18 protein-coding genes and 4 pseudogenes are annotated in these 25,002 nt (G+C 54.8%); 11 read left to right on the forward strand and 11 right to left on the reverse strand.

Annotated features, from left to right (window positions below; translation table 11 throughout):
- The first annotated feature begins 51 nt into the window (after positions 1 to 51).
- The 6 genes and pseudogenes from rfbA to MOV63_RS22435 form a co-directional block, all read left to right on the forward strand.
- A complete protein-coding gene (rfbA, locus tag MOV63_RS22405) occupies positions 52 to 942 on the forward strand; it encodes a glucose-1-phosphate thymidylyltransferase RfbA (RefSeq protein ID WP_247036969.1) in 891 nt (296 codons plus the stop codon).
- Positions 935 to 2,071, forward strand: a complete 1,137-nt coding sequence (rffA, locus tag MOV63_RS22410) for a dTDP-4-amino-4,6-dideoxygalactose transaminase (RefSeq protein WP_247036971.1) — start codon at positions 935 to 937, stop codon at positions 2,069 to 2,071. Before rfbA ends, rffA begins: the two co-directional genes overlap by 8 nt.
- 22 nt (positions 2,072 to 2,093) lie before the next feature.
- The gene (rfbB, locus tag MOV63_RS22415) at positions 2,094 to 3,215 is read left to right on the forward strand and encodes a dTDP-glucose 4,6-dehydratase (RefSeq protein WP_247036973.1); all 1,122 of its coding nucleotides are present in this window, start codon (positions 2,094 to 2,096) and stop codon (positions 3,213 to 3,215) included.
- Positions 3,216 to 3,341: 126 nt separating this feature from the next.
- Positions 3,342 to 3,570 (forward strand): annotated as a pseudogene (locus MOV63_RS33070) (IS66 family transposase zinc-finger binding domain-containing protein); the annotation flags it as partial.
- Positions 3,571 to 3,709: 139 nt separating this feature from the next.
- A complete protein-coding gene (locus tag MOV63_RS22430) occupies positions 3,710 to 5,890 on the forward strand; it encodes a hypothetical protein (RefSeq protein WP_247036975.1) in 2,181 nt (726 codons plus the stop codon).
- A gap of 161 nt (positions 5,891 to 6,051) precedes the next feature.
- A pseudogene (locus tag MOV63_RS22435) lies at positions 6,052 to 6,563 on the forward strand (transposase); the annotation flags it as partial.
- Between the two features lie 588 nt (positions 6,564 to 7,151).
- On the opposite strand, the gene MOV63_RS22440 reads toward MOV63_RS22435, so the two are convergent.
- The 5 genes from MOV63_RS22440 to MOV63_RS22460 form a co-directional block, all read right to left on the reverse strand.
- The gene (locus tag MOV63_RS22440; RefSeq protein ID WP_247036977.1) at positions 7,152 to 7,844 is read right to left on the reverse strand and encodes a WbqC family protein; all 693 of its coding nucleotides are present in this window, start codon (positions 7,842 to 7,844) and stop codon (positions 7,152 to 7,154) included.
- Positions 7,841 to 9,703 (reverse strand): hypothetical protein, encoded by a 1,863-nt coding sequence (locus tag MOV63_RS22445; RefSeq protein ID WP_247036984.1) that lies wholly within the window; start codon positions 9,701 to 9,703, stop codon positions 7,841 to 7,843. The genes MOV63_RS22440 and MOV63_RS22445 overlap by 4 nt, the downstream gene beginning before the upstream one ends.
- 72 nt (positions 9,704 to 9,775) lie before the next feature.
- The gene (locus tag MOV63_RS22450; RefSeq protein ID WP_247036986.1) at positions 9,776 to 10,465 is read right to left on the reverse strand and encodes an FkbM family methyltransferase; all 690 of its coding nucleotides are present in this window, start codon (positions 10,463 to 10,465) and stop codon (positions 9,776 to 9,778) included.
- Between the two features lie 94 nt (positions 10,466 to 10,559).
- On the reverse strand, positions 10,560 to 11,480 hold the full coding sequence (locus tag MOV63_RS22455) for a hypothetical protein (RefSeq protein WP_247036987.1): 921 nt from the start codon (positions 11,478 to 11,480) through the stop codon (positions 10,560 to 10,562).
- Positions 11,481 to 11,737: 257 nt separating this feature from the next.
- The gene (locus tag MOV63_RS22460; protein ID WP_247036989.1) at positions 11,738 to 12,556 is read right to left on the reverse strand and encodes a class I SAM-dependent methyltransferase; all 819 of its coding nucleotides are present in this window, start codon (positions 12,554 to 12,556) and stop codon (positions 11,738 to 11,740) included.
- A 283-nt stretch (positions 12,557 to 12,839) separates the two neighbouring features.
- Here MOV63_RS22460 and MOV63_RS22465 point away from each other — a divergent pair, with 283 nt between their 5' ends.
- Entirely contained in the window at positions 12,840 to 13,649 is an 810-nt protein-coding gene (locus MOV63_RS22465; protein ID WP_247036991.1) for a glycosyltransferase family 2 protein, read from the forward strand.
- A gap of 60 nt (positions 13,650 to 13,709) precedes the next feature.
- Here the strand turns inward: MOV63_RS22465 and MOV63_RS22470 are convergent, their stop codons facing one another.
- From MOV63_RS22470 to MOV63_RS22485, 4 genes and pseudogenes are all read right to left on the reverse strand, one after another.
- Complete coding sequence (locus tag MOV63_RS22470; RefSeq protein ID WP_247036993.1) at positions 13,710 to 14,954, reverse strand: hypothetical protein; 1,245 nt, start codon at positions 14,952 to 14,954, stop codon at positions 13,710 to 13,712.
- Between the two features lie 82 nt (positions 14,955 to 15,036).
- Positions 15,037 to 16,848 (reverse strand): ABC transporter ATP-binding protein, encoded by a 1,812-nt coding sequence (locus MOV63_RS22475; RefSeq protein ID WP_405029366.1) that lies wholly within the window; start codon positions 16,846 to 16,848, stop codon positions 15,037 to 15,039.
- Positions 16,849 to 17,079: 231 nt separating this feature from the next.
- Positions 17,080 to 17,274: pseudogene (locus tag MOV63_RS22480) on the reverse strand (transposase); the annotation flags it as partial.
- Between the two features lie 15 nt (positions 17,275 to 17,289).
- Positions 17,290 to 18,034, reverse strand: a pseudogene (locus tag MOV63_RS22485) (IS5 family transposase); the annotation flags it as partial.
- A 96-nt stretch (positions 18,035 to 18,130) separates the two neighbouring features.
- Between MOV63_RS22485 and MOV63_RS22490 the strand changes: the two are divergent.
- The 4 genes from MOV63_RS22490 (at position 18,131) to MOV63_RS22510 (ending at position 21,951) form a co-directional block, all read left to right on the forward strand.
- The gene (locus MOV63_RS22490) at positions 18,131 to 18,406 is read left to right on the forward strand and encodes a hypothetical protein (protein ID WP_247036997.1); all 276 of its coding nucleotides are present in this window, start codon (positions 18,131 to 18,133) and stop codon (positions 18,404 to 18,406) included.
- A 730-nt stretch (positions 18,407 to 19,136) separates the two neighbouring features.
- On the forward strand, positions 19,137 to 20,144 hold the full coding sequence (locus MOV63_RS22500; RefSeq protein ID WP_247037006.1) for a glycosyltransferase family 10 domain-containing protein: 1,008 nt from the start codon (positions 19,137 to 19,139) through the stop codon (positions 20,142 to 20,144).
- Between the two features lie 121 nt (positions 20,145 to 20,265).
- Positions 20,266 to 21,030, forward strand: coding sequence for a glycosyltransferase family 25 protein (locus MOV63_RS22505; protein WP_258719270.1), 765 nt, complete (start codon positions 20,266 to 20,268; stop codon positions 21,028 to 21,030).
- 54 nt (positions 21,031 to 21,084) lie between these two features.
- A complete protein-coding gene (locus tag MOV63_RS22510) occupies positions 21,085 to 21,951 on the forward strand; it encodes an alpha-1,2-fucosyltransferase (protein ID WP_247037010.1) in 867 nt (288 codons plus the stop codon).
- A gap of 71 nt (positions 21,952 to 22,022) precedes the next feature.
- On the opposite strand, the gene MOV63_RS22515 is transcribed toward MOV63_RS22510, so the two are convergent.
- Positions 22,023 to 23,834, reverse strand: a complete 1,812-nt coding sequence (locus MOV63_RS22515; protein ID WP_405029367.1) for an ABC transporter ATP-binding protein — start codon at positions 23,832 to 23,834, stop codon at positions 22,023 to 22,025.
- Between the two features lie 516 nt (positions 23,835 to 24,350).
- Positions 24,351 to 24,743 (reverse strand): hypothetical protein, encoded by a 393-nt coding sequence (locus tag MOV63_RS22520; protein WP_247037014.1) that lies wholly within the window; start codon positions 24,741 to 24,743, stop codon positions 24,351 to 24,353.
- Positions 24,744 to 25,002 lie beyond the last annotated feature (259 nt).

Genomic DNA, 25,002 nt, shown 5'->3' on the forward strand with positions numbered 1-25,002 from the left:
TGACAATGATAGCGAGTATGATGTGGTCGCATTCTGTGGGGGGAGACACGAGTGAAAGCGATTGTTCTTGCTGGCGGCGCGGGTTCGCGCCTGTATCCTCTGACGCAGGTTTCCAGTAAACAGCTACAGGCTGTTTTCGACAAGCCTATGATTTATTACCCCCTGACCGTTCTGATTGCGTCAGGCGTGAAGGAATTCTGCCTCATTGCGACGCCGCACGACCTGCCTCGCTATCAGAATTTGCTTGGACACGGTGATCAATGGGGAGTGGCAATCCAGTATCGAGCGCAGCCGAGACCGGAAGGGATAGCACAGGCGTTTTTGATCGCGGCAGATTTCGTCGGCTCCGATGATGTGATCCTGATGCTGGGCGACAATATTTTTTCGGGCGGCGACGATTTCCCTCGGGCGGTCTCCAGTTTCACGGATGGTGCAACCATTTTCGCCTACCACGTCAAGGACCCCGAGCGCTACGGCGTGGTGGAATTCGACCAGAACGGAAAGGCGATCTCCATTGAAGAGAAGCCTCGACATCCTAAAAGCAACTATGCCGTCCCTGGCGTGTATCTCTACGATAATAGCGTGCTGGACATCGCAAAGGCCGTAAAGCCGTCTGTTCGGGGCGAATTGGAGATTACGGACATCAATCTGGAATACCTGAGGCTTGGCAAGCTGCAGGTGCGGCGACTGAGCCGCGGTTTTGCCTGGCTTGACGCCGGCACCAGTACCGCGCTCCACGAAGCTTCTTCCTACATCGAGGCGATTGAGCGACGGCAAGGCGTGAAAATCGGTTGTCCGGAGGAGGCGGCCCTGGTGAGAGAGTTCCTCAGCATCGCCCAGTTCGAAAAATTGATTGAGCGCATGCCGGCATGCGAATACAGCGATTATCTGCGCGGCGTTGCCGACGAGTGGCACAGGCTTCAGGGGATAGGTGGTGAGTAAGAAAATTCAGTTCAACCGGCCGTTCATGACCGGTAAAGAGCTATTCTATATCGCGGAAGCCAAGTTCGGCAACATGCTCGCCGGTGACGGGCCTTTTACCAAGCGCTGCCATGAGTGGCTGAAAAATCAGAGTGGATGCGCAAAACCGCTGCTGACCCACTCGTGCACCGCCGCGTTGGAAATGGCGGCTTTGCTTCTCGACATCGAGCCCGGTGACGAGATCATCATGCCTTCGTACACGTTCGTTTCGACAGCCAACGCGTTCGTGCTGCGCGGCGGCGTTCCAGTGTTCATCGATATCCGGGAAGACACTTTGAATGTCGACGAGCGTCTCATCGAGGCGGCCATCACCTCGCGCACTCGCGCCATCGCTCCGGTTCATTATGCGGGTGTGGCTTGCGAGATGGACGCCATCATGGGCATTGCCAAACGACATGGTCTTAAGGTCGTGGAGGATGCGGCACAGGGCGTGATGGCAGCTTATAAAGGCCGGGCGCTCGGCAGCATTGGCGATCTCGGGGCTTACAGCTTTCACGAAACCAAGAATGTAATTTCAGGGGAAGGCGGAGCCCTGCTGGTGAACGACCCCGCTCTGGCGGTGCGCGCCGAAATCATCCGTGAAAAAGGCACGGACCGTGGTCGCTTTTTTCGAGGCGAGGTCGATAAATACACCTGGCAGGAGGTGGGCTCTTCGTTCCTGCCGGGCGAGTTGATTGCTGCTTTCCTGTGCGCCCAGCTTGAAGAAGCCGAGCGCATCACCAGTCACCGCTTGGGCATTTGGCAACGTTACCACACGCTTCTTGAGCCGCTGGAGGATAGAGGATTGCTTCGCCGGCCCATCGTGCCGGCTGATTGCCAGCACAATGCCCACATGTACTACGTGTTGCTGTCGCCGGAAATCGATCGTCAAAACGTGCTCAACGAGTTGAAGAGGAACGAGATTTTCTCGGTGTTCCATTATGTGCCCCTGCATTCGTCGCCAGCCGGGAAACGGTATGGCCGCACGCAGGGCGGCTTGGAGGTGACCACGATGCAGTCGGAGAGGCTGGTGCGTTTGCCGCTGTGGGTTGACCTGACCGCCGAGCAGCAGGAACAGGTCGTCAAGGTTTTGAATAATGCCATCGGCTGACCGATCAACAACGTCGACCGGAATGAAAATTCTGGTCACCGGCGGAGCCGGCTTTATCGGTTCGGCGGTTATCCGCCACATCATCCAGAATACCGGCGACCTGGTCGTCAATGTCGATAAGCTGACCTACGCCGGGAATCGCGAAAATCTGCGCGAGGTTGATAACTCCGACCGCTACGCGTTCGAGCAGGTCGATATCTGCAATCGCGTCGAATTGGAACGGGTATTCGCTCAGCACCATCCCGACGCCGTCATGCACCTTGCGGCAGAAAGCCACGTTGATCGGTCCATCGATGGCCCTGCGGCCTTTATCGAGACCAACATCATTGGCACCTATACCTTGCTCGAGGTTGCTCGAGCTTATTGGCAGGGACTGGATGCACGGCGTCGGCAGGCCTTCCGGTTCCATCACATCTCGACCGATGAAGTTTACGGCGACCTGCCTCATCCGGCCGATACCGTGGATGCCCACCGCCACCTCTTTACCGAAAACACTGGTTATGCCCCAAGCAGCCCATACTCGGCGAGCAAGGCTAGTTCCGATCATCTGGTTCGCGGCTGGATGCGAACATATGGCCTGCCGGTGCTGGTGACCAACTGCTCCAACAATTATGGCCCTTATCATTTCCCGGAGAAGCTGATTCCCCTGGTAATCCTCAACGCATTGGAGTGCAAACCTTTGCCCGTCTACGGCGCTGGCGATCAAATACGAGACTGGCTCTACGTTGAGGACCACGCGCGTGCCCTTTACAAGGTGGTCAGCGAAGGCCAGGTCGGAGCGACCTACAATATTGGTGGCCACAACGAAAAGCGAAATATCGAGGTGGTTCAAATCCTCTGCGACGTTCTGCAGGAACTCGCTCCGCTGGCTTCTGGGCGCGCCGTTAAGGAATATCGCGCCCTCATCACCCATGTGGGAGATCGGCCAGGGCACGACCGTCGCTACGCGATCGACGCCAGCAAAATTCAGCGCGAGCTCGGCTGGCGACCGGTAGAGACTTTCGAAACCGGCATCCGGAAAACCGTGCAGTGGTATCTCAACAACCTCGACTGGTGCCGTCGCGTACAAGATGGCACTTACCAGCGCGAGCGTCTGGGGCAGTTCAGAGATTGCCCAAGGCCAAGTGATTTCGGCGGCTTATGACTCTGCGAAGAATAGATGGAGATCACAATGGCTGGACTGAAACTAGCCGGCGGAATTATGTCCGTCGGACGAGCCGGTACGCAGGCGATGGTACAGGCTGCGAATGGGATTGTTGCACCGTTCATGCCTGCACCACGCCGTCTGGGCCGCTCAAAGCCTTCGAGCGCAAGCGTCCGTCACGCAGGTCCCACGAATTGCGCCTGCTGTGGATCGGCCAAACTGTCGAAGCTTGGCGAGGAGATTACCAGACCCTTAAGGTCGTCCCACGTCAGTGGAAGGTCATCCAGACGGTGCGGGGGAGAAGTTCACCTGCCGCGAGTGTGAGAAGACGCCCTGCGTTGACCACGTGGGACCAAGCATGGCTTCCAGTCGCCGTGTTTGTCTTGACGTTCACAGCCGCCGCCACAAAGTCAAGTATACCAGGAACGACTACAGCGCAGTCGCCGTCGCCCAATCTGGGCCGCAACGCCTCGCGATCGAAATGAGATATCGAAATGGTCTACGCATTCAGTGATGGTAACCCGCTTTACGAGTACTTGGTGTTTGTTCTCGTTTTTTTGGCATCTATCGCCGCGTTCAATGCCGGGCCAATTCTTCGACAAGCAGACGGCATCACCCATCGAATAGCTGAGTTCTCCAGGCGCCGGCGGGCGCTGTCGGAGCACGGCTTGACTGCCGATCTCAGACGCATCGACCTATTCCGAATCATCGTCGGGGCCTTGGCGACAGTCCGATATGGTGAGATGCTGATGATGGCGATGTCGGGCACCAACCTCACTGCGACGGCTTTGGCAGCCGGCGCGACGCTTGTGGCGGCATGTGTGACGGTTGGTTTCTTAACGCCCGCCTCCGTTTTCGTCTTGATGTCGACATCCAATATCATCTTCGACAACTACCTGGGCGCATCGACGCTTGGGACCATGGTGATGTCGATCTGCCTGATGATCGTTCTCTTAGCGCCTGGCGGGCTGACATTGTCCATCGATGCAGTTTTGGTGAATAAACGGTGGATCGGGCAGCTGATCCGAAAACTCCGCGCCTTGACCGGTCCCGCCAGTGAGGATCGCATCCTCGTCGCCAAACTGTGCGGCCTGTTCGCCTATTTCTGCGTCTGCCTGTACTCGGTTGCATGGCACACGACCGATGAAGCATGGATGTCCGGGCTGATCATCTCTTGGGTCATGCTGTCGCCGGCGGCAAACCCCGACCTTTTCAGCCATATGTGGAGCTTCTATAACGTATTCCCCTGGGGCTTTGTCGCGCTCGGAAAGTTCACCATTGCCGGAATGTTCGCTTGGTACGTGCTGACGCTTCCGGGAATTTTCATGGGCCGATGGGTCCGGATGTTCACGATCATCTGGGGCCTATTGTTCTTTCTGATCAGCGCGATCGTCCTTCCCCTCCAGTATCTCGGTTGGTATGAGCTGGCCTTCTGGTCCCTGCTATTCGCCCATTCGAACATCCCAGACCGTTATATCAGGCCAGCTTCGATCTCCCCCCATGATCTCGCCAAGGGGAAAGTGTCTTCGCCTTTCTTCGCCGGAACGATCGTGACGCTTCTTGTCCTTGCGATAGCCTTTCTTGTAAGGCTCCCGATCGGCACGACAGACCCCGATGCGCGGCCGATCGCCGGCATGTCAAAGAGCATCTTCGGATCATCGGCTATGGCGTTCGGTATCCACAAGATCAACGTTTTCAACTCCCAGGATCTGGCAGTCTTCCGGTTCGGCAGCACCATGTATTTTTACCCCGATGGCGCTGACCTGACGTCACCGTTTCCCCTCGTTGAGGAGGATGTTGATGGCGTCCCCTTCAACTATAGCGACCAGGAAAACTATTTCCTGACGAGCCACATGCGGCGAATGTCGAGGATGAACTTTGGATGCGATCGAGAGATGGCGAAAGCAACCCTCCCGACATACGCCACAATCTCCCGGACGGCGGCCGGCGAAATTCCGGAGCAAGATGTCGTGCTCGAGTTCCGAATTACTTCATGGCCATCTGCAAAGGATCTGCGATCCTATTCCGCCTTGGAGTTCCAAACCTGGCCTCTCTGCCGATATCGTTTGAACCTGCGCGATGGAACGCTCAAAGACTTCGCGTTTGTGCAGTCTGGATTGGATGAGGCCATCAGGCAGAAGGGATTTCCGCCAATCTTGAATGCGCGATACGCCGAGGCCGCGGCCGGCTTCCCATGCCGTTATGCAGCAGCGTTTACCTATATCACCGGGGGACCGCAGCCCTCGGACGAACAGGGTAAGAAATTTACCGACGCCGTGCTGCAATTGCCGGCCGATGAGTTCGGACGGTTCCCCGGCGACTGCTTCCTTGACACATGGAAGGTGATCAACGACCGTCCAGACCTGTTTACCGGAAACAACATTACGATCACCCAAGAGAATTGCGAGCTTGGAGTAGAGTTCCTGCGGCGTCTTCAGCAATCGGTGTTATCGGACGCTGCTTTGACGGCGGAGATAGATGCTGGCCTGCAACGCGCCGAGAGGGCTGCTTCGGAAAAGAACACCACGCGGTGCCTGAATGCCGCATTTGAGAGCTGGAAGACGTACTGGTCCAGTGTCGCAAATATACCGGATGGTCTAGTCGAACAGAGCCTCAACGAAACAAAGTCGCTGAACCAGCATGGGGCGCGAGTCAGTGGGCAGGCTTTCCAATAAACCCCCGCAGGACTGAATAGGTAGTCCTGATCACTCGGCAACGAGCCACGCGTTAGTTCTGCGTCGGGTTAAGGCCTGCCGACATGCCGCCGTCAAAGTAGGCCATTTGGACCTGGAATTTTCCACTTATGATCCCTGGTGGGAAGAAGAGGGAGAATTCGATGAAGGCTTCGAAGTCTTCGGAAGTGCAGATCGCGTTCATGTTGAAGCAGGTAGAGGATGGCACGCCGATCGGCGAGATCTGCCGCAAGGCAGGAATTTCGGACGCGACGTTTACAACTGGCGCAAAAATACGCCGGCCTGATGCCCTCGGAGATGAAGCGTCTTCGCCAGTTCGAAGAGGAGAATGCCAAGCTGAAGCGGATCGTGGCGGACCTGTCATTGGACAAAGCCATGCTCCAGGACGTGCTGTCAAAAAAGCTATGAGGCCTGCCCGCAAGCGCAAGCTTGTCGACACGGTCAAGGCGGACTGGAAGGTCTCGATCGGCGCGCATGTTCGGTGTTGAAGATCGATCGGTCGCCGTATATCTACAAGTCTAGGCGCGGCGAGCAGGCCGAGTTGAAGCTGAAGATCAAGGACATCTGTCAGACACTGGTGCGCCACGGCTATCGGCGTGTTCATGTCATGCTCAGACGTGGCGTACGGCCTGTCAATCCAAAGCGAATCTATCGCCTTTAGCTCATAGAACTCGCCCAAACGAGGAGCTACACCGCTGTAGCGACCATGGCCGTCTACCTTATACCATTCATGATCATTGGTGCTATCCAGCGCCAACGGCTGCAACCCACAAATCTCAAAATGCCCCATCTCTCATCAAATTTCGGACTGGTCTTCGAAAACAGGCTCAACACCCTGAGAATACCCGTCGGCTTTTGTTCGTGCACGGGCCTATACGAGCGGAAACGGACGTTGACTGAGGTACCCTCAACTGAAACCTGGGGCTCTGGCGCATTTGGTTCGGCCACCCAACCTTGGCCCGAGTTGTAGTTTGACAAACTTGAGCATGGACTACGAATAGCCGAGTTGTATGACCGATTCTACAGAATTTATGAGTTCACGGCCTAAGCCCTAACCCCGGAAAATTCCAGCGCCCGCTGGCCCAAAATCGGGGTGCACTTCACAATGGGCCCCGAGCTTACTTCAAAATGATTAGGTCAACGGGGCAAGGTCACTTGAGCCTTCCTGCTTATGCTGAGTGTCCGGTTGAAATGGGGGCAGTTCATACAGCGCCTCCAGTCATTTCCGCCATTGTGAGGAGCTTTATTTCATGTATTTCACATAATTTTGGGAGTTTTTGCCGCAATTAAAGAGAAGATCAAGAATTGTAACGCCATGAGCGAAGTCACCCCAGAGCTGGGGATATTCTCGGTAGCCCGCGTAGTCGAACCATGTAAGCGCTATTCCTCGTTCTTTGAATACTTCCTCATCTACGTAGTCTTTTGCCGCGGGACCAGACAGGTATTCTGTGCCACCCGCTTGAGCACAGAGGTCAGCCAGACGTTCTGTCTTGCCTTCCACTAAGGTATAGTCCCATGAATTGGAAATCGCAGTTTGGATTGACAGATAACTGCATATTGCCTCAATGAATCGGCGGTTGAGCTGCGAGAGATGGCTTGGTGGCTCGTTTAGGTAAAGGGGCTCCAACCACACAGCGATTTCTTCGAAGTGGGGAGTGCGGCGATAATTCTGGACGAGGCTCTTCCAATGGGCAATCGCCCAGTCGGTGCCTTCGATCTCGGTTTCCCGAATTTTCTGATGGTATTTCCCCTTAACCCGAACGGGAACCGTAAGCCATTGAACCCCTTGAGGCGTCTTGATTTGATTCCGATTCCGCCAATCGCGTCGCGTGTACTGCATGTCGTCGTAGAGTATGAACTCATCCACCGCCGCGATCATGTCGAAATAGCCCTTCCACGGGATATAGTTGGACTGAACGATAGCCACTCTTTTCATCCGGCACTCCCTGCTCGTAAGGCTCGACATGCTTTGCCACCGGCATCTGGGTTTACCGGCTTATAGAGCTCTTGGTCTCGGCGACTGTCGAAGCCTGCCGCTCCTTTCGCGGTCTGCCAACCGCCGACTTTCTGATAGCCTGCAGGAAAATTCGGCCCCAAAGCGGAAATCAATCCGGTCGAGATGCTATTTGGGCCGTTAGATTCAAGTAGTAGCCAGGCTAAAGCAACTTCATCGCAGGACACCTGGTCAAGGGATGCCTTTGCAAACTCAAAGGTCCCTGGCCATCCACCTAGTATCCAAGGTTGACCGATGCTCTTGGCTCCTAAGGCAAAAAGAATTCCCGGCGAGTGACCGGTTAGATCGATCACCGGCGTACCTGATCGAAACCCATTTTCCTGAGCGATGCCAACGGAGGCGGTTATATATGACGCGAATCCTGATGAAAGGACCAGCCGTGAACGTTGGGGACCAATTTCCGTTATCGTGTCATTGAGCCGCAGAGGCTGAGGTTGCCTTGGGGGCTGCTCCAGTCCTGTCTGCAAGAGAACCGCAGCAACCATCTGGGTGCATAGCGCAAGCGGGAGGGCGAAGGCCCAATTGCGGCGCGTGCGTGCGATGGGAGCCAGCAGCGTCACGAAAGCGAGCAAAATGAAGATACCGGCCCACGAGCCGTTTACCCAGTAATTTCTGTTCGTTCCAATCGCATACACATAGGGAATGCTAATAAACAGTGCAGCCATGCTCCACTGCGCCGATGAGATCTTTTTTAGTATTCCTCTCCCACCAAAACGAAAGCTTGCTACCGCTGCGATAAGCATGACGCCAAAAATTGAAAGACCTTGGAATTCGCCCAAGCCGATCGTTCCATGAATCGCACCAGATGCCAACGCCGCGATCAAAGAGAGGAGGCAGATGGAGATGGCTATAGCAAGAAACGCTCCTCTCGGCTTCCCGGTAATAATACCCCAAATGCCGGCCAACCCGATGGCCGTAATTGCTGCTGCTATGAGCTGATCTTTTACGCGAAAACGAAAATTATCAATCCGGAAAATCTGCATTATAGTATTATTGCCGTTCAAGTGTTGGCCGTAGTTTATGCCAAGTTGTATCCGTCTGGCGAAGGCCTCGACTGATCCATCGATAAACCAAGCGCTCATAAGAAGGAGCGCCACGGCAGTGCAGATCGATAGTAATAGCAACCGGAGTGAGATTTTTTTCGAGCCGAGGAGGTAGATGGAAAGCACGATGGCCAAGGCGAACGCGGTGGACGGTTTAGCCATGAACGCTAGCCATCCACCTAGGCCGATCAGCAGCCACCCAATACAGCTTCTGAAATGATGAGACCTTTCAGCTAAGACAACGCCGATGCCGGTGATGAATAGCGCGTGGAGCGCGAGGCCATTATAGTTTGGTGTGGGCAGCCAGGAATCGAAGAGGATGAGGGCACTTGTCGCCAGTCCGGCGGTGGCCGCATATAGCGACAGACGTCCCGTTTGGGCCTCGGGCGCGAGCCAACTCAAAAAAGAATAAACAAACCACCAAGCGAGAAACAAGGTTGTTAGAACATTGAATCGACGAAGCGATGCAATATCGCCGTCAAATAACATGTAAAGCCGATGGTATATGAAGCCAAATTGAGTCGTCGAAAAATTATAGATATATGGGTTTTTCATCGATACGAGATAAAAGCTGTCATCGGTAAAATCTAAGCCATAGGCGCTGTATTTCCAAAGCCAGGCAACGATTATAGCAGTTGATATTAGGCACAGCAACGCAATCACGTGTTGGACGACGGCCATCATTCGATCGCCGTGTATATCTTCTTGGATCAAGCCACTTTTTGCTATTTCGTTCATGTGGGGCCTAGCGCTTTAGGATCGGTTTAACAACGAGCCAGAAAAAGGCTGCAGGCAGAAAACGCCCTGCTGTCACACCGTTGGCGTTCTGTTCAGCTTGAAGAGGTAATCGTGATGACTCAGCTGATCCTCCAGCAGATAACCCGCGGCCTCTAGTGCGCTCGTGATCCTCTCAGTTTTCCAGCACTCGATGACAATGAATTTAAAATTGTGGCGGTCGAAGTCCACTCCCTTGAGAACCTCGTATTCGGCTCCCTCAACATCCAGCGACAGCAAATCCATCAACGCGGGAGCCTTGGCTTCTTCCAGGATCCTGCTGAGCGGTTTGGCCACGGCACCGAACTCGAAGGTTGCTTCTTGATTTTTTAGAAACTGACGAGATTGCTCGAGGTGATCTGTGACGCTTTCCAGATCGAGGTCGACATTGGTCGAAACGCTCATCAAATTGCCGTAACTCATATCCACGTACTTGTGGGGATAGTCAAAGCCGACGCACGCGTTGCAGAAGATCGAGTTTTTCTCGCTTCGGTTCCTCCGGCATTCCAGAAAGTTGTTCGGGGAGGGCTCGATCAGGACGCCGCTCCACCCTCGCTTCTTCTCGAAGAAATATGTGTTTGATTGCCGTATGCCATTATTGGCGCCCAACTCCACATAGAAACCATTGTCGTAGTCGAGATACTTCTCGATCTTCCGATCCAGTTCGTTGAGGGCAGTATACGGGCTAACGGGTTTCTTCTTGAAAGGAAGACGAAGTTTTACCATCAGATTTCGCTCCATGTATTCGACGGGGCATCGGAGACCGATGTGACGCTAAGCGGATTGAGCAAGCGCGCAAGCGGCTACATGTTCTTTAAGCCTATGTGCAAGGAAGTATCTTTCTCGCCAGCCGCTTAAGCCCGTTCTCCTTTTTCCTGCGGAAGCAATGCTCTCGCAGGTAGATCTCGTCCGCGGAAAAGTTGATCGCACGATCTGCAGGATGGCGTAGCGGGAAGTTCAGGCCCTCGAGGGGAAGCCCAGCGACCGTGCTAGCGTCTACCGTATGCGTTGCATCCGGGCGGAAGCCGAGGTTACTAATCAAATTGCTTCTCGGTTGTATGCTGACCTGTCGTTGAAGCCACTGTGAAAAGGTAAATTGGTAGTCCCAAGCGTCGAGTCCTCCCTCAAATACCCTGTTGAACGCCTTGGTCCAGTGTGCGAATTCATCAGGATATGCCACTGTTCTGAGCCAGTCGGTCTCACGCAATGTCCCCCAGCGCGATATGGATATGTCGTAATTTTGCCAAACCCGGCGCCAGGTGGCCCACCCCCATATCAACGGGTACCGACTGAAGAAATAGCTATTATCGATAGCCACGCGGTCATGTGTAAAGTTCGAGCCGTTGATGGAGCCTATGCGCTCGTCGTGCTCGTACTTTTCGAGAAGTTCGGTACAGTAAGGGAAGAAGCTGGGATCCGGCAGGCAATCATCTTCAATGATGATCGCTCGATCGGTATGCGCGAATACCCAGTCTAATCCCGAAGAAATCCTGTCGCGGCTGCTCATGTTGGTGTCGGAGTAATTGCGAAACACTTGGCAATCCCAATCGACTTTCTCAACCACCTGCCGTGTCTGAGCGCATCTTTCGGCTTCGTTAGCACGATCCGCACGCGGCCCGTCAGCGATGAGGAAGAGCTTGCCAGGGCGCGCTCTGGCAATTTCTTTAAAAACGATTTCGGTAAGATCTGGTCTGTTGAAAATGATGAAGACGACAGGGGCGATCGGTTTTGCTTCGTTCATCTTTCAACTCACGTACGGATCGGAACAAGATCGCTTCCGCGTGCCACTGATCCAAAGGACACCGCTTCTAGTTGCCGATCATGACATCTGCGGCTGCTTGTAGATTAGATTTATACCCTGAGCAAGCTGACGGTCCGCATCCGGATGCTTGGCCACAGGATAGGGGCGAGATGGTGGATGTCAGGTTGCGTCCGCGCGCGACTTGCGGCGCAAATGCATGCTGAAGGTGTATAATTGACGGAGCTCGCCCGCTTAGCTCAACCGGAGATGATCTCCCGGATGCGCTCCCAATCACTCTGGATGAGGCTCGGACGATCATCCGCTTTCGTTCGATCGAATTGCTCGATCAACTTACGCGCCTTGCGTATAATAAAAGGTTCGCGGCTCTTGAACGGGTTGGCCGGGAGCGTGCGCTTGGTCAGGAGGTGGAGGGAGCTGCCATCGCTATAAAAATTCAGGCCGAGCTTTGTTCCGAGAACGCGAAGAGACGCTTTGTTGAAAAGCGAGACGTGTTGACCGGTCTCGGGTATGAAATACCACCAGTCGTCGACGGTCCTGATATCATTCTTCGGCTGAAGTTTGGTCGAGAAGGCAATACTGTCCGCATAAGTTAGCATCTGTGACACCTCCGCGACGGGGTCTGGGAGGTGTTCGAAAACTTCCAGCGCTGTAACCATTTCGAAGGCCGGAGTTTTGGCGAAAATATCAAGGTCGAAGAACTCGGCAAACAGGTTCTTCGTGTACTTGTCGGTGTGATAAAAATCATAACCCGCATCGCGCATAAGGCGGGTGAAGAGGCCGTATCCACCCGCATAATCGAGAAATTGGCCGTTCTGCTTGAAGCCTGCGGCGGGGATCATCCGAGACAACTCCCCGGATAATTGTACATTGCGACTGACGAGACCTACATCGAGCTTGGTGATAGCGGATGAGTATGCCTCATCTAGCCAATAGGGCTCTTCGGTTTGGATGAAACCGGTTTCGTCACACTTGAAATAAGATACCTCGTACTTGTTCAGGACGCGCGCCTTGAACAGCAAAGTAGTCGTGCCGCCCGTTATTTTGCTTCTCATCATCCCGAGTCTCTTTGTCTTGCGCCTCACTCCTACAGAGGGGCGTGGCGACACACAAGACTGGGCTCGCGGTCATAGTCTGGCTCTCAACATGATCGCGGTGTTGAGCTACGGGGAGAGCTCGCTGGCGTTCAGTATGGCGGCGGACCAATGAAAATGAGCAATTGCTCAGGGATCATCGCGCATCCTTAGTGGCTGGAAACGATTGCCCTGAAGTGTTCGCGGCGATAAGGCTTAGCCAGTGTCGAACATCAGTTAGAAACGGCATCAAGTCTCAGGAACCTCAATGATCGAGAAGTCAGCATTCATAGTAGGCGCCGCGCGAGATTGCGAAGAAGGCCTACTTCAAACCCTACCTCGCCTCAGTCGCCTGCAGCAAAGCTTTACGAGAACAAAGTTCTTTATCGTCACCAACGATTCCGAAGATCGCACCGAGAAAGTCCTGAGGCAGTGGGCAGAAGCCACTCACGATGCGCGCATACAAAACGTTGATGGATTGGCAGCAAATGTAGCCAAAAGGACGCCGAGACTGGCTGTTGCAAGAAATTTGTACATGACTGCATTTCGAGATGACTTGCAAAAAGGTATCCACCACGACCTGCTAATAGTTTTAGATCTGGACGGCGTTAACGCCAATCTCGTAGAAGAACCTGAGCTTTCCAACGCCATCAACTCGGCGCCGGATGACTGGGCCGGCCTCTTTGCCAACCAACGCGACTGGTATTACGACATCTGGGCCTTGCGCCACCCTTCATGGTGCCCAACCGACTGTTGGAAAGAAGTCCGCGAGGCGCGGCGTGCGAGATTCAACAGGAAAAAGAAGATCAAGGCCGCTGTCGAGCAGTTCGTAACGGGACGTCAAAAGAAAATATCGCCTGATGATAAACCTATCCCGGTGCAGTCAGCATTCGGCGGTTTTGGAATTTATCGAACTGAATTCCTTCGGCACGGCCTGTATCTTGGTTTGGACGGTCAGGGCGAGGAGGTGTGTGAACACGTCGCCTTGAACGAGTCGATTGGCCGTCAGGGAGGTAAGCTCTATATCGTCCCCAGCCTCTTGAACGACACTCCCCCTGAGCACGTTCCTGGACGGTAGGCGTTCCGTGCCGCTTGGCGGCAGGTGTTGGTAATGGGGGATCCGCACAGGGGCTTCAGTTTATTGCCGCGTTGCGTTGATGGTGCGCAGGAAAGGATTGGCAGCTAGGACATGCTGCAGGTAGGCAGCTGCACGAGCGGTGCCTTCCCGGAAGGCCGTTGGATCAGAAGCAACGCGCATGATTGCTTCCGCGAAATCCTCGTCGGTTTCAGCTGCCACACCGTTTCCATGATCGAGAAATGACATCATCGACATCCCTTTGGTGTAGATTATGGGCTTGCGTGCAGCTACAGCATCCTGCAGAACGCCGGAGCCCTGAAGGTTGTATACGCTTGCGTCGTAAGGTAGAAGAATAGTATCAACCGAAGCGAATAGCCGCCTAAACTCCTGCGGAGAGAGGTGATTGTCACGCGGAGAAACGACGACGACCCCACCACTCGCTTGGTACTCCGCCAGCGCCGAGTACACACCGTGCTCTTGAAAATCAGCAGTTCCCCCTTGGACAACAACCTCAAGTTGAGTCGCTGGTCCTGCAGCTGCCTTCTGTGCCAGTGCGGTTGTTATGCCAGGAATCCTCGAGCTTCCTTTTTCAGGTCTGGGATCTCCAAACACACCGATCCGGAACCGGTCGTTCGACGCCCGCTCTTCGGGAGCTTCTCCGATGGGGAGGCTGCAAGGGAGATAAAAGCCACCAATTATGGGAATATTGAATTCTCTACGGAGATGATCTGCCAACTCCTCTGTTTCGGTAAACAGCAGAATTCCGTGCGGGAGCTTTGCTCGGGCCTCTCTCAAGCGAGCGGAGCGGATCCTATCGTTTCTGTCCCCGAGTTCGGTGTTCAAGAAGCGAAGGATGATCCGAGGAGCCGCGTCTCCGAGAATACAATGGAGATCGACAGAAGACTCGAGTGTGTCGAGATCTGCCGTCGGGACAATAATGACATCGCTCTGGTCGAGCTCAAGGTTAGTAACAATTTCAGCTAATCGTTGACCATATACCGACACCGGCATATTGAACAGCAGATCCTTTCTTAGAAGCGCGAGAAGTGCGCTCAACCGCTCCAGAGGGTTTCCATATTTTAGTCTTGACCTCAGCTTTGAGCCCTTTGGTGCACTTATGGCGAGAGTAGCGGCTGGAGTTCCGAGAAAGCCGTCATATGCTTCGCCTGTTATGAGTGCTGTCTTGTAGTCGGGCAGCATCGTTCGCAGCGCCGTTATCTGAGTATGATGGTGCCCACGATTTTGCACCAGTTTACGTTCAACAATAACAAGCGTTCGCTGCTTTCGTTTAATGGCCATCATCATTTCCGTTCACCTCGCAATTCAGCCATGGCTTTTATGGTATTCCTGCCAAAGATCTGCGATCTGGCCGGTTATTGCTTTCAGACTATTTCAGTTCAAGTGTATCGGACGATTGCAGGTTGTTCAGACGGGCATAAAGGCCGTCCTTGCTCTTGGCGAGCTCCTCGTGTGTACCTTCTTCAACCGCACGACCTTCATGCATTACAATAATCTTGTCGGCATTGACGACCGTCGACAGGCGATGGGCGATGACGACCACGGTCCGCCCCCGCATGGTGGAATCGAGCGCTCTTTGCACGGCGGCTTCTGATTCATTGTCGAGTGCAGAAGTTGCTTCGTCGAGAAGGAGGATGGGCGCGTCGCGGACCAGTGCCCGGGCGATGGAAAGCCGCTGCCGCTGGCCGCCCGAGAGGGTCATGCCATTTTCGCCGACAGGCGTGTCGTAACCCATCGGTTGCGCAAGGATAAAGTCATGTGCATAGGCCTGCCGCGCAGCCTCCTCGACTTCCGCGTCGGTGGCCTCCGGCCGCCCATAGCGGATATTGTCGCGGATCGTCCCTTCGAACAGATAAGGCTGTTGCGTCACATAGGCGAGGGCATGTCGCAGCGAGGCTTTGGTAACACCGGCTATGTCCTGTCCGTCGATCAGGATCTGACCTTCGACCGGATCGTAGAAACGTGGTATCAGCGAGATGATAGTTGACTTTCCGGCACCCGACGGACCGACCAGCGCAGTCGTCTTGCCGCCTTCCGCGACCAGACTGACGCCTCTCAGGATAGGGGCGCCGTTTCCATAGGCGAAAGCGACACCCTTCAGTTCGATCTGCGCATTGGTGATGACGAGATCTGGTGCGTTCGACTTTTCCCGCTGCAACGGCTGCATATCCAGCAAACTGTAGATCATCCTCGCGTTGACGACAGCGCGTTCGATCTGGACCTGCATTCTGGCAAGCCGGCGCGCTGGATCGTAAGCCATCAGAAGCGCGGTGATGAAGGCGAAGAAGGCGCCAGGCGGCACATTATCATAGATAGAGCGGAAGGCGGCGTAGGCGATCACGCTAGAAATCGCCACGCCGGCAAACGTCTCTGTGAGCGGCGCGGTGCGTTCGGAGAGCCGGGCAATACGGTTGCTTTGCCTTTCGGAGGTCTCGATGATGCGTCGAACCTTCTGCTCCAGCTGCTGCTCCATCGTGAATGCCTTGACTACGGTGATGCCCTGGATCGTTTCCTGCATGGCGCCGAGCACCTTGCTGCCCACCTCGACCGCTTCTCGCGTCACGCTACGCAGCCGCTGTGACACATGGCGGAGCGCAAAAATCAAAGGGGGTGCCACGGCAAATACGATCAGCGAGAGCACCCAGTCCTTTGAAACCATGACAGCGATCAGCGAGATGAGGGTCAGCAGATCGCGGGCGGTCGACGTGATTATCAGGTTGAGAACATCTCTTATGCCGCCGATGTTCTGGCTGACCTGAGCGGCAAGATGCGCGGAACGAGCCTCTGCAAAAAAGCCTACCGAAAGCTTCATGAGATGCGAAAACAGACGCTGCTGATAACGGGCAACAATATTGTTGCCTATTTTGGAAAGCGTCACAGCCTGACCATAGGTCGCGAGGCCGCGAATGACGAAGGCCGCAAAAATCGCGCCGCAGATGCCCAGAACAATATCGGCACGCTTATTGGCAAAAGCCTCGTTGACGACCGACTCCATGATCCAGGCGGTAAAGGCGGTGGACATGGCTGTCGCAACGAGGCAGAAGATCGCAAAGGCATAGCCCCGGATGTGATCCTTGCCGTTTTCGGCGATCACCCGCTTCAGGACGCTGGATATGGTACCAGAGTCCAAGTGGTGCTTTTTATTTTTCTTGGCGTTCAATAGGTTTTCCCGCTCCGGCATTTGCGCCGGATGTTAGTGCATATGCGGGCGTATTAAACGCTTGCCATCCATTTTGCCACCTCGGGCAACACGATTCGAACTGCCACTGAAGTTTCACCCGGCAGCGATTAGAGCCTCGGCGGTTTCGAGCCGCCCCCAAACGTTGGACCATCGGAAGTAGAGGTTTTCGGTTTCTTGAAGGTGCACCCCGATTTTGGGCCAGCGGGCGCTGGAATCTTCCGGGGTTAGGGCTTAGTTCGGCGGGGGTGCCGATAAGCCGTTCATGAGCGAAATCGGCACCTTGTTGCCGATCGCGCTATCTGGCCGGAACTCGTTATAGTCTCTACGCCAATCCTCCATCTTTGCCCGTGCGTCGTCGAGGCTCCTGAACCAGTGGGCGTTCAGGCACTCAGCGCGGAACTTGCCATTAAAACTCTCGATGTAGGCCGTGGACTCGTTATGGCGTAGAATGAGGCGAACGCAAGCCAGCTTTGTCATGGGGAACGTTGCGCCCAGCTTGTCGTACCGGGTCGCAATTCTTCGGTAGCGCTTCAGCTTACTGAAGAAGCGCTCGATGAGATTTCGCTTCTTGTAAAGCCACGGACTGAAGACGACCGGTCTCTTTCGGTTGGATTTAGGTGGGATGTTCGCCCAAGAACGCCTGGTTCTCAGCTTTGCGCGTAGCCAATCGGCATCATAAGCTCTGTCAGCAAGCAGCATTCCGCCAGGGGTAAGATCACTGAGCAGTTCGCTGGCTGCAGTTAGGTCGTGGGCGTTACCGGGTGTGATGGCAATCTTGATTTGGCAGCCCTTTGCCATCAGTCACGGCATGGATTTTTGTCGTAAGACCGCCGCGACTTCGCCCAAGGCATCGATCCTGGTGATCCGCCTTCAGTGTTGCCGCCAAATGATGTACGCGAACGGAAGTGCCATCGATCATTGTAACGCTATCATCCGACGGTCTCGTGAGCGCATCCATCAACCTGTCCCAGATTCCGGCCCTCATCCAGCGTCGAAAACGATTGTAGCAGGTCGTATAGGGGCAATATCGTTCCGGCATGTCACGCCAAGGCGCTCCAGACCGCAGAACCCAGAAGATACCGTTCAAGACCCTTTGGTCGTCAACAGGTGGCACACCACGCGGTTTGTTTGGCAACAATGGCTCGATCTTGCGCCATTCGAAGTCGGTCAGGTCATATCTGTTCATGCGGAGCCTGAATCAGAATTGACAGCGACAGGAAAGCCTTCTTCGTTACGGACGTTGAACCAGCTTATACTGCAGGTGCGGCAGCAGGAAACAAAGATGAGCCTGAATATCGTAGTTGAAACTATCGAAGGTTTTGAACATCCAGCATGGGACGCCGTACGCCATGGACCAGATCGTGTGATCGCGGCGATCCTCACGTCTTTGCCGAGCATCGAAATACGCGACTTTGAGGGCGATCAGCTTCTCAGGCCAGCCGACTTCACGCTGTGGAGGAACGCAGCACCGGATGAGACTGAAGCAAGGTCGAGATACTTGGAGCTGTTAAAAATCCTCGAAACGGACCCGAACTATTGGCTCCATCTGAGCTATTGAGGAGACTGAACCATCCTGCCAGCGATCTCAGCCAATAAGATTTATGAGTTCACAGCCTAGCACTACTTTGGCAGAATTGATTTTGAGGTCATAACCGACCTGCGGACATACTCGTTCCAGTGTCTGAACCACGTCTTCGCCTTTGTAATTGAAGCGTGCATCGACCGTCGGCGAGAAGCGAGAGAAGGTATCGACGACTGCCAAAACCCTGATCTAGCGGCCGGTAGCCAACTGGTCGTGAACGCGAGCTGAACTCCAAGCTCCATGCTGTTTGCGACGGCCATGGCCGACCGATGATCCTGGTTCTGAGCGAAGGGCAAATGAGCGACTGCAAAGGCGCTGTGCGGATACTCCCGCCTTCCCAAAGGCAAAGTCCTCGAAGATGGGCTCAAGCCGAATACCCCATCTGAGCCTAGCAGATCGAACTGACGCCTCCTAACGCGCAATGTGCAAATCCGATGCACGGTGACGCACCTTAAAACTGGATTTAGAGTTGTCAGACAATATGAGAAATAAAGATGATATCGATCTTTCATTGCTCCGATAGTGCATTTTGTCGAATCTTGCAGCGTTCCGGCCCGCCAAAGGTTGTGGAGCCGTAATATTCCGGAGAGGTCAAATCCTGACGACGCGGTAGACTTTCACCTCCACTGGAGGTAAGTATCGCCGCCGCAAGATTAGGATGCATTTGCGGCATCTACACGGATGATACGCACCATGGATCTTTGAAGTGATAAACGCAGGCTTCGTATCGGCGGCACCCAACGGGGAAATTTGGTCGCGCCAGTTTCCGTTTTTCGTGCCTGAGTGGGATGAGGTCCGTTTCTCCCTTGCCTGGGATGGGCAGGAGTGCGACGTGTTGTTCGTCTATGACGTGCTGCCGAAGCCCTTACCCGCGGTCAAAGCAGCATATCGCGTCTTTGTTGCTTCAGAGCCTGGCACGATAAAAACATATCTCCCAGGATTTTTGTCCCAGTTCGACCTTGTTTTGACTACGGATATCGGTACGCGACATCCAAATGTCAGGTTCTCACAAGTTGGACTGCCATGGCACGTCGGGGTTTGGGAGAAGCCGGGGCAGCTGAAATCACGAGGTATCGGCTGGTGTGAGTTCGAAACCTTTCGCCCGGTAAAGACGAAACAAGTTTCTATCGTATCGTCTAATAAAGCCTATACGCAAGGGCATCGCGAGCGACTTGCATTTGTCGAGCGCATAAAGACCTATTTCGGCGATGAAATTGATGTCTTCGGACGGGGTGTCAACGACTTTACCGATAAGATGGATGTACTTTCGGATTATCGATATCACATTGCGATCGAGAACTCGACATTTGACCATTACTGGACGGAGAAGCTTGCCGATCCATTTCTGACTCTTACCTATCCGATCTATCACGGCAGCAGAAACATACTGGAGTATTTCCCAAATGCGGCCTTGACGAGGATCGACATCCTCGATCATGAAAACGCTATTCGGGCGATCAAGCACGTGATCGAATCCGACACGGCAGAACGCGCATTGCCTTATCTGGAAGAATCACGTCGCCGCGTTCTCAACGAACACAATCTGTTTGCGATTCTGTCAAGGATTGCCAAGGAAGTCGCCGGACCACGTAGTGGACTGGCACCTGCCAAGATATCGTCGCTGAAGCCGGAAAAGTCGTTTCGGACGAAGGGCCTGAAGCTCCGGAACTCGATCAGAAAACGATTTCAACAGCTCGTGGGCCTGTTCAGGTAACTGTATCGTGGCTCTTGACCAACCGTGAGCCGACGCAACGGGCCACGGCATCATCATGCATTGACAACGATGTGCGCCGAAAGCAGAAAGCTAACCTGAAATGGCACCCGGGTGGCTGTATATGGCAGAAGACAATGCGCTCGAAATCGTCGTCGTCAACCTTGAGCGCTCGGCCGACCGTCGCGCCAAAATGATCACGACGCTTGCACCCTTTAGCCTGCCCTACGGCTTTTTCAATGCCGTCGAGGGTCGTAACGGCCACCCGCTTTTCGAAAAATTCGATCCGCGGCTTGCAGAGATCAGGCGTGGTTTCATCCTGAATGCCGGCGAGCTCGGTTGCTATGCCAGCCACTACCTGCTCTGGGAACGGAGCGTCAGGGAGAACAAGCCCCTGCTGATCTTCGAGGACGACGTCTCCATCAACGGAAACTTTCTTGAGGCATACCGCTATGCTGCGGACAAAATCGGGACATACGGCCTCATTCGTTTTTCCGGACACAAGCAGCGCAGTTTCCGTGTCTGTGAAACATCCGGATCCGGCACAGACATTATCCGGTTCAAGATCGGGCCGCATGGCACCTCCAGTTACGCCGTGTCCCCGAAGGCGGCCGCCAAACTTCTGGCAAAGGCCGATGTGTGGTTCGAGCCGGTGGATTGCCATCTGGACCGCTTCTGGACGCATGGTGTCGGCAGTTACGGGGTTTGGCCCTTGCCGGTGATCCACACGGCAGAAACAGCCGAGCAATCCGAAATCTGGCAAGGCGCCAAACGCGAGCGTAAGTCGGGACGCTTCCGCAAGTTGAGGGCCATCTACCGTGCCGGCGACGATATCGGCCGTTTTGTCTGCAATTTACCCAACATCGGGCGATGGCAGAATCGGGTTTGAACCAATTTCAGTTTCCTTGCGGTACGGAAGTGCCGAGATGCGAAAGACCAACCTGTGATCATCACGCGTATCCTCGGCGGCCTGGGCAACCAGATGTTTCAATATGCGGCCGGCCGTGCCTTGGCGATCGCCAATGACGCGGAGCTGAAGCTGGATCTGATCGAGATGGGCTCCTATAAGCTGCGGCCTTTCGCCTTGGATCAGTTCAATATACAGGCAGTGGTCGCGCAGCCCGATGAGGTCCCTGGCAAGCCGAAAAGGGGCCTCTTGCGTAAGTTCACGTCGGCCTTGAAGTCTGATCGTTCAAGCTGCGAGCGGATCGTCGAGAACGGTCTCGCCTTCGATAGCAAGGTACCAGCCTTACGCGGATCGTTGCATCTTTCCGGCTATTGGCAGAGCGAGCAATATTTCGCCTCATCGGCTGCCGCCATACGCAGCGACTTCAGCCTGAAGTCGCCATTGAGCCCGGCGCGGCAAGAGTTGCTCGCCCTGATCGACGCCGCCACCGCGCCGGTTTCCATTCATGTCCGTCGTGGTGACTACGTCACCAGCCCCTCGGCAAATGCAGTCCACGGAACATGCGAGCCGTCCTGGTACCACGAGGCGATGCGCCGCATGCTTGACCGTGTCGGCGACGCGTCATTCTTCGTTTTTTCGGACGAACCGCAATGGGCACGAAGCAACCTGCAATCATCACGCCCGATGGTTTTTATTGAACCTCAAAACGATGGCCGGGATGGTGAAGACATGCACCTGATGGCTGCGTGCCATGCACAAATTATCGCTAATAGTTCGTTCAGTTGGTGGGGCGCATGGCTCAACCCACGTCCGGACAAACACGTCATTGCCCCCAAGCAATGGTTCCGCGCACCAGACAAGGATGACAGAGATATCGTCCCGACGAACTGGGAACGTTTGTGAACCGACATGCGCGCAGGGCGGCTATCGGATGATGCGCTATGCGAAGCGGTGGGCGAAGTTGCCGCTCCTGCTCATTCAACGACAAGTGTATCGGACGATTGCAGGTTGTTCAGACGGGCATAAAGGCCGTCCTTGCTCTTGGCGAGCTCCTCGTGTGTACCTTCTTCAACCGCACGACCTTCATGCATTACAATAATCTTGTCGGCATTGACGACCGTCGACAGGCGATGGGCGATGACGACCACGGTCCGCCCCCGCATGGTGGAATCGAGCGCTCTTTGCACGGCGGCTTCTGATTCATTGTCGAGTGCAGAAGTTGCTTCGTCGAGAAGGAGGATGGGCGCGTCGCGGACCAGTGCCCGGGCGATGGAAAGCCGCTGCCGCTGGCCGCCCGAGAGGGTCATGCCATTTTCGCCGACAGGCGTGTCGTAACCCATCGGTTGCGCAAGGATAAAGTCATGTGCATAGGCCTGCCGCGCAGCCTCCTCGACTTCCGCGTCGGTGGCCTCCGGCCGCCCATAGCGGATATTGTCGCGGATCGTCCCTTCGAACAGATAAGGCTGTTGCGTCACATAGGCGAGGGCATGTCGCAGCGAGGCTTTGGTAACACCGGCTATGTCCTGTCCGTCGATCAGGATCTGACCTTCGACCGGATCGTAGAAACGTGGTATCAGCGAGATGATAGTTGACTTTCCGGCACCCGACGGACCGACCAGCGCAGTCGTCTTGCCGCCTTCCGCGACCAGACTGACGCCTCTCAGGATAGGGGCGCCGTTTCCATAGGCGAAAGCGACACCCTTCAGTTCGATCTGCGCATTGGTGATGACGAGATCTGGTGCGTTCGACTTTTCCCGCTGCAACGGCTGCATATCCAGCAAACTGTAGATCATCCTCGCGTTGACGACAGCGCGTTCGATCTGGACCTGCATTCTGGCAAGCCGGCGCGCTGGATCGTAAGCCATCAGAAGCGCGGTGATGAAGGCGAAGAAGGCGCCAGGCGGCACATTATCATAGATAGAGCGGAAGGCGGCGTAGGCGATCACGCTAGAAATCGCCACGCCGGCAAACGTCTCTGTGAGCGGCGCGGTGCGTTCGGAGAGCCGGGCAATACGGTTGCTTTGCCTTTCGGAGGTCTCGATGATGCGTCGAACCTTCTGCTCCAGCTGCTGCTCCATCGTGAATGCCTTGACTACGGTGATGCCCTGGATCGTTTCCTGCATGGCGCCGAGCACCTTGCTGCCCACCTCGACCGCTTCTCGCGTCACGCTACGCAGCCGCTGTGACACATGGCGGAGCGCAAAAATCAAAGGGGGTGCCACGGCAAATACGATCAGCGAGAGCACCCAGTCCTTTGAAACCATGACAGCGATCAGCGAGATGAGGGTCAGCAGATCGCGGGCGGTCGACGTGATTATCAGGTTGAGAACATCTCTTATGCCGCCGATGTTCTGGCTGACCTGAGCGGCAAGATGCGCGGAACGAGCCTCTGCAAAAAAGCCTACCGAAAGCTTCATGAGATGCGAAAACAGACGCTGCTGATAACGGGCAACAATATTGTTGCCTATTTTGGAAAGCGTCACAGCCTGACCATAGGTCGCGAGGCCGCGAATGACGAAGGCCGCAAAAATCGCGCCGCAGATGCCCAGAACAATATCGGCACGCTTATTGGCAAAAGCCTCGTTGACGACCGACTCCATGATCCAGGCGGTAAAGGCGGTGGACATGGCTGTCGCAACGAGGCAGAAGATCGCAAAGGCATAGCCCCGGATGTGATCCTTGCCGTTTTCGGCGATCACCCGCTTCAGGACGCTGGATATGGTACCAGAGTCCAAGTGGTGCTTTTTATTTTTCTTGGCGTTCAATAGGTTTTCCCGCTCCGGCATTTGCGCCGGATGTTAGTGCATATGCGGGCGTATTAAACGCTTGCCATCCATTTTGCCACCTCGGGCAACACGATTCGAACTGCCTGTTGCATTCGCGCAAGCGCAAAAGCCAACGATTTGAGCTGATATGGGGACGACTTGAGGTGATTCTGGGATGGTTCGCCCCCCTGCGGCATCAATCTGTTACGATTGTTTCATTCTGAAGCGAGGCCAATGGGCCGACGCCGATATTTGCGCCTGAAATTAATCTTGCCAAGAGCGTCTGCTACCTCGGTGGTCTCGACGAGACCCGTGCCTGGTTGTGCGCCATCATCCCTGTCGCGAACCCGCGGTGGATTTCGTCGGCAAACCGAGCCATATGTCGTGACGATGGAGCCTGGTGCGGCACGCCCGCACACGATATTCCTGACATTCTCAGGAGAGTAGCTTCAATCAGACGATCATGGGCGCTCCCATCACGGAGGCCAAGCAACGCCTGACGAACAGCCAAGGGTGAGCGCGACAGGGAGCCGAGTCCTAATTCGATCTTTCACAATCAGGAGCGGTTGAAATTCGAACGCCATCGGGACGACCGCGCTTGCTGCCGCGCTTCCCGTAACCGTCGATATCATAAAAGGCACGGTTCACTGACCTTATCCGCGGCTCATCGATATATCTTGAAGCTGCGGCCAAAGCCTGGCGGGGGCTGCAACCAGGTTGGGCATATCTGCGCTCATAACGCCTATCCTCGCGATAATATCGCCTGTCGTCGTCGCGATAATATCGCCTGTCATCGTCTGGTCTTACGATTCTAACGCCACCGTCGCGCAGGTCGAATTCCATTTGAGCCGCTGCCGGTCCGGGAAGGATGCTCATTCCCACAAGAAGGACCGAGATGCCCGTCAGCACAACAAATTGTTTCGCTTTCATTTCTTCCTCCGATGTTGGACTCTACGTATAACGTTTGCAAGATGAACGGGAGCACAACAAATTCATCTACCGGGAAAACTAAGGCAGTCCTCATTGTGTTCCATTAGTGGAAATACGTAGGGCGGCTCCGAAAATAAGACCGTTAAAACCTAGTTGTTTGATCCCGGCATTTGATGGTGCATCATTTTCCTTGGCATGGAGGGAAGCACTATGGGCCAGGTTTTACATGGGAGCGCCACGACGACAGAGGCAGTCCGTC

Source organism: Neorhizobium sp. SHOUNA12A (genome assembly GCF_023006505.1).
In the GTDB taxonomy this organism is placed as follows: Bacteria; Pseudomonadota; Alphaproteobacteria; order Rhizobiales; family Rhizobiaceae; genus Neorhizobium.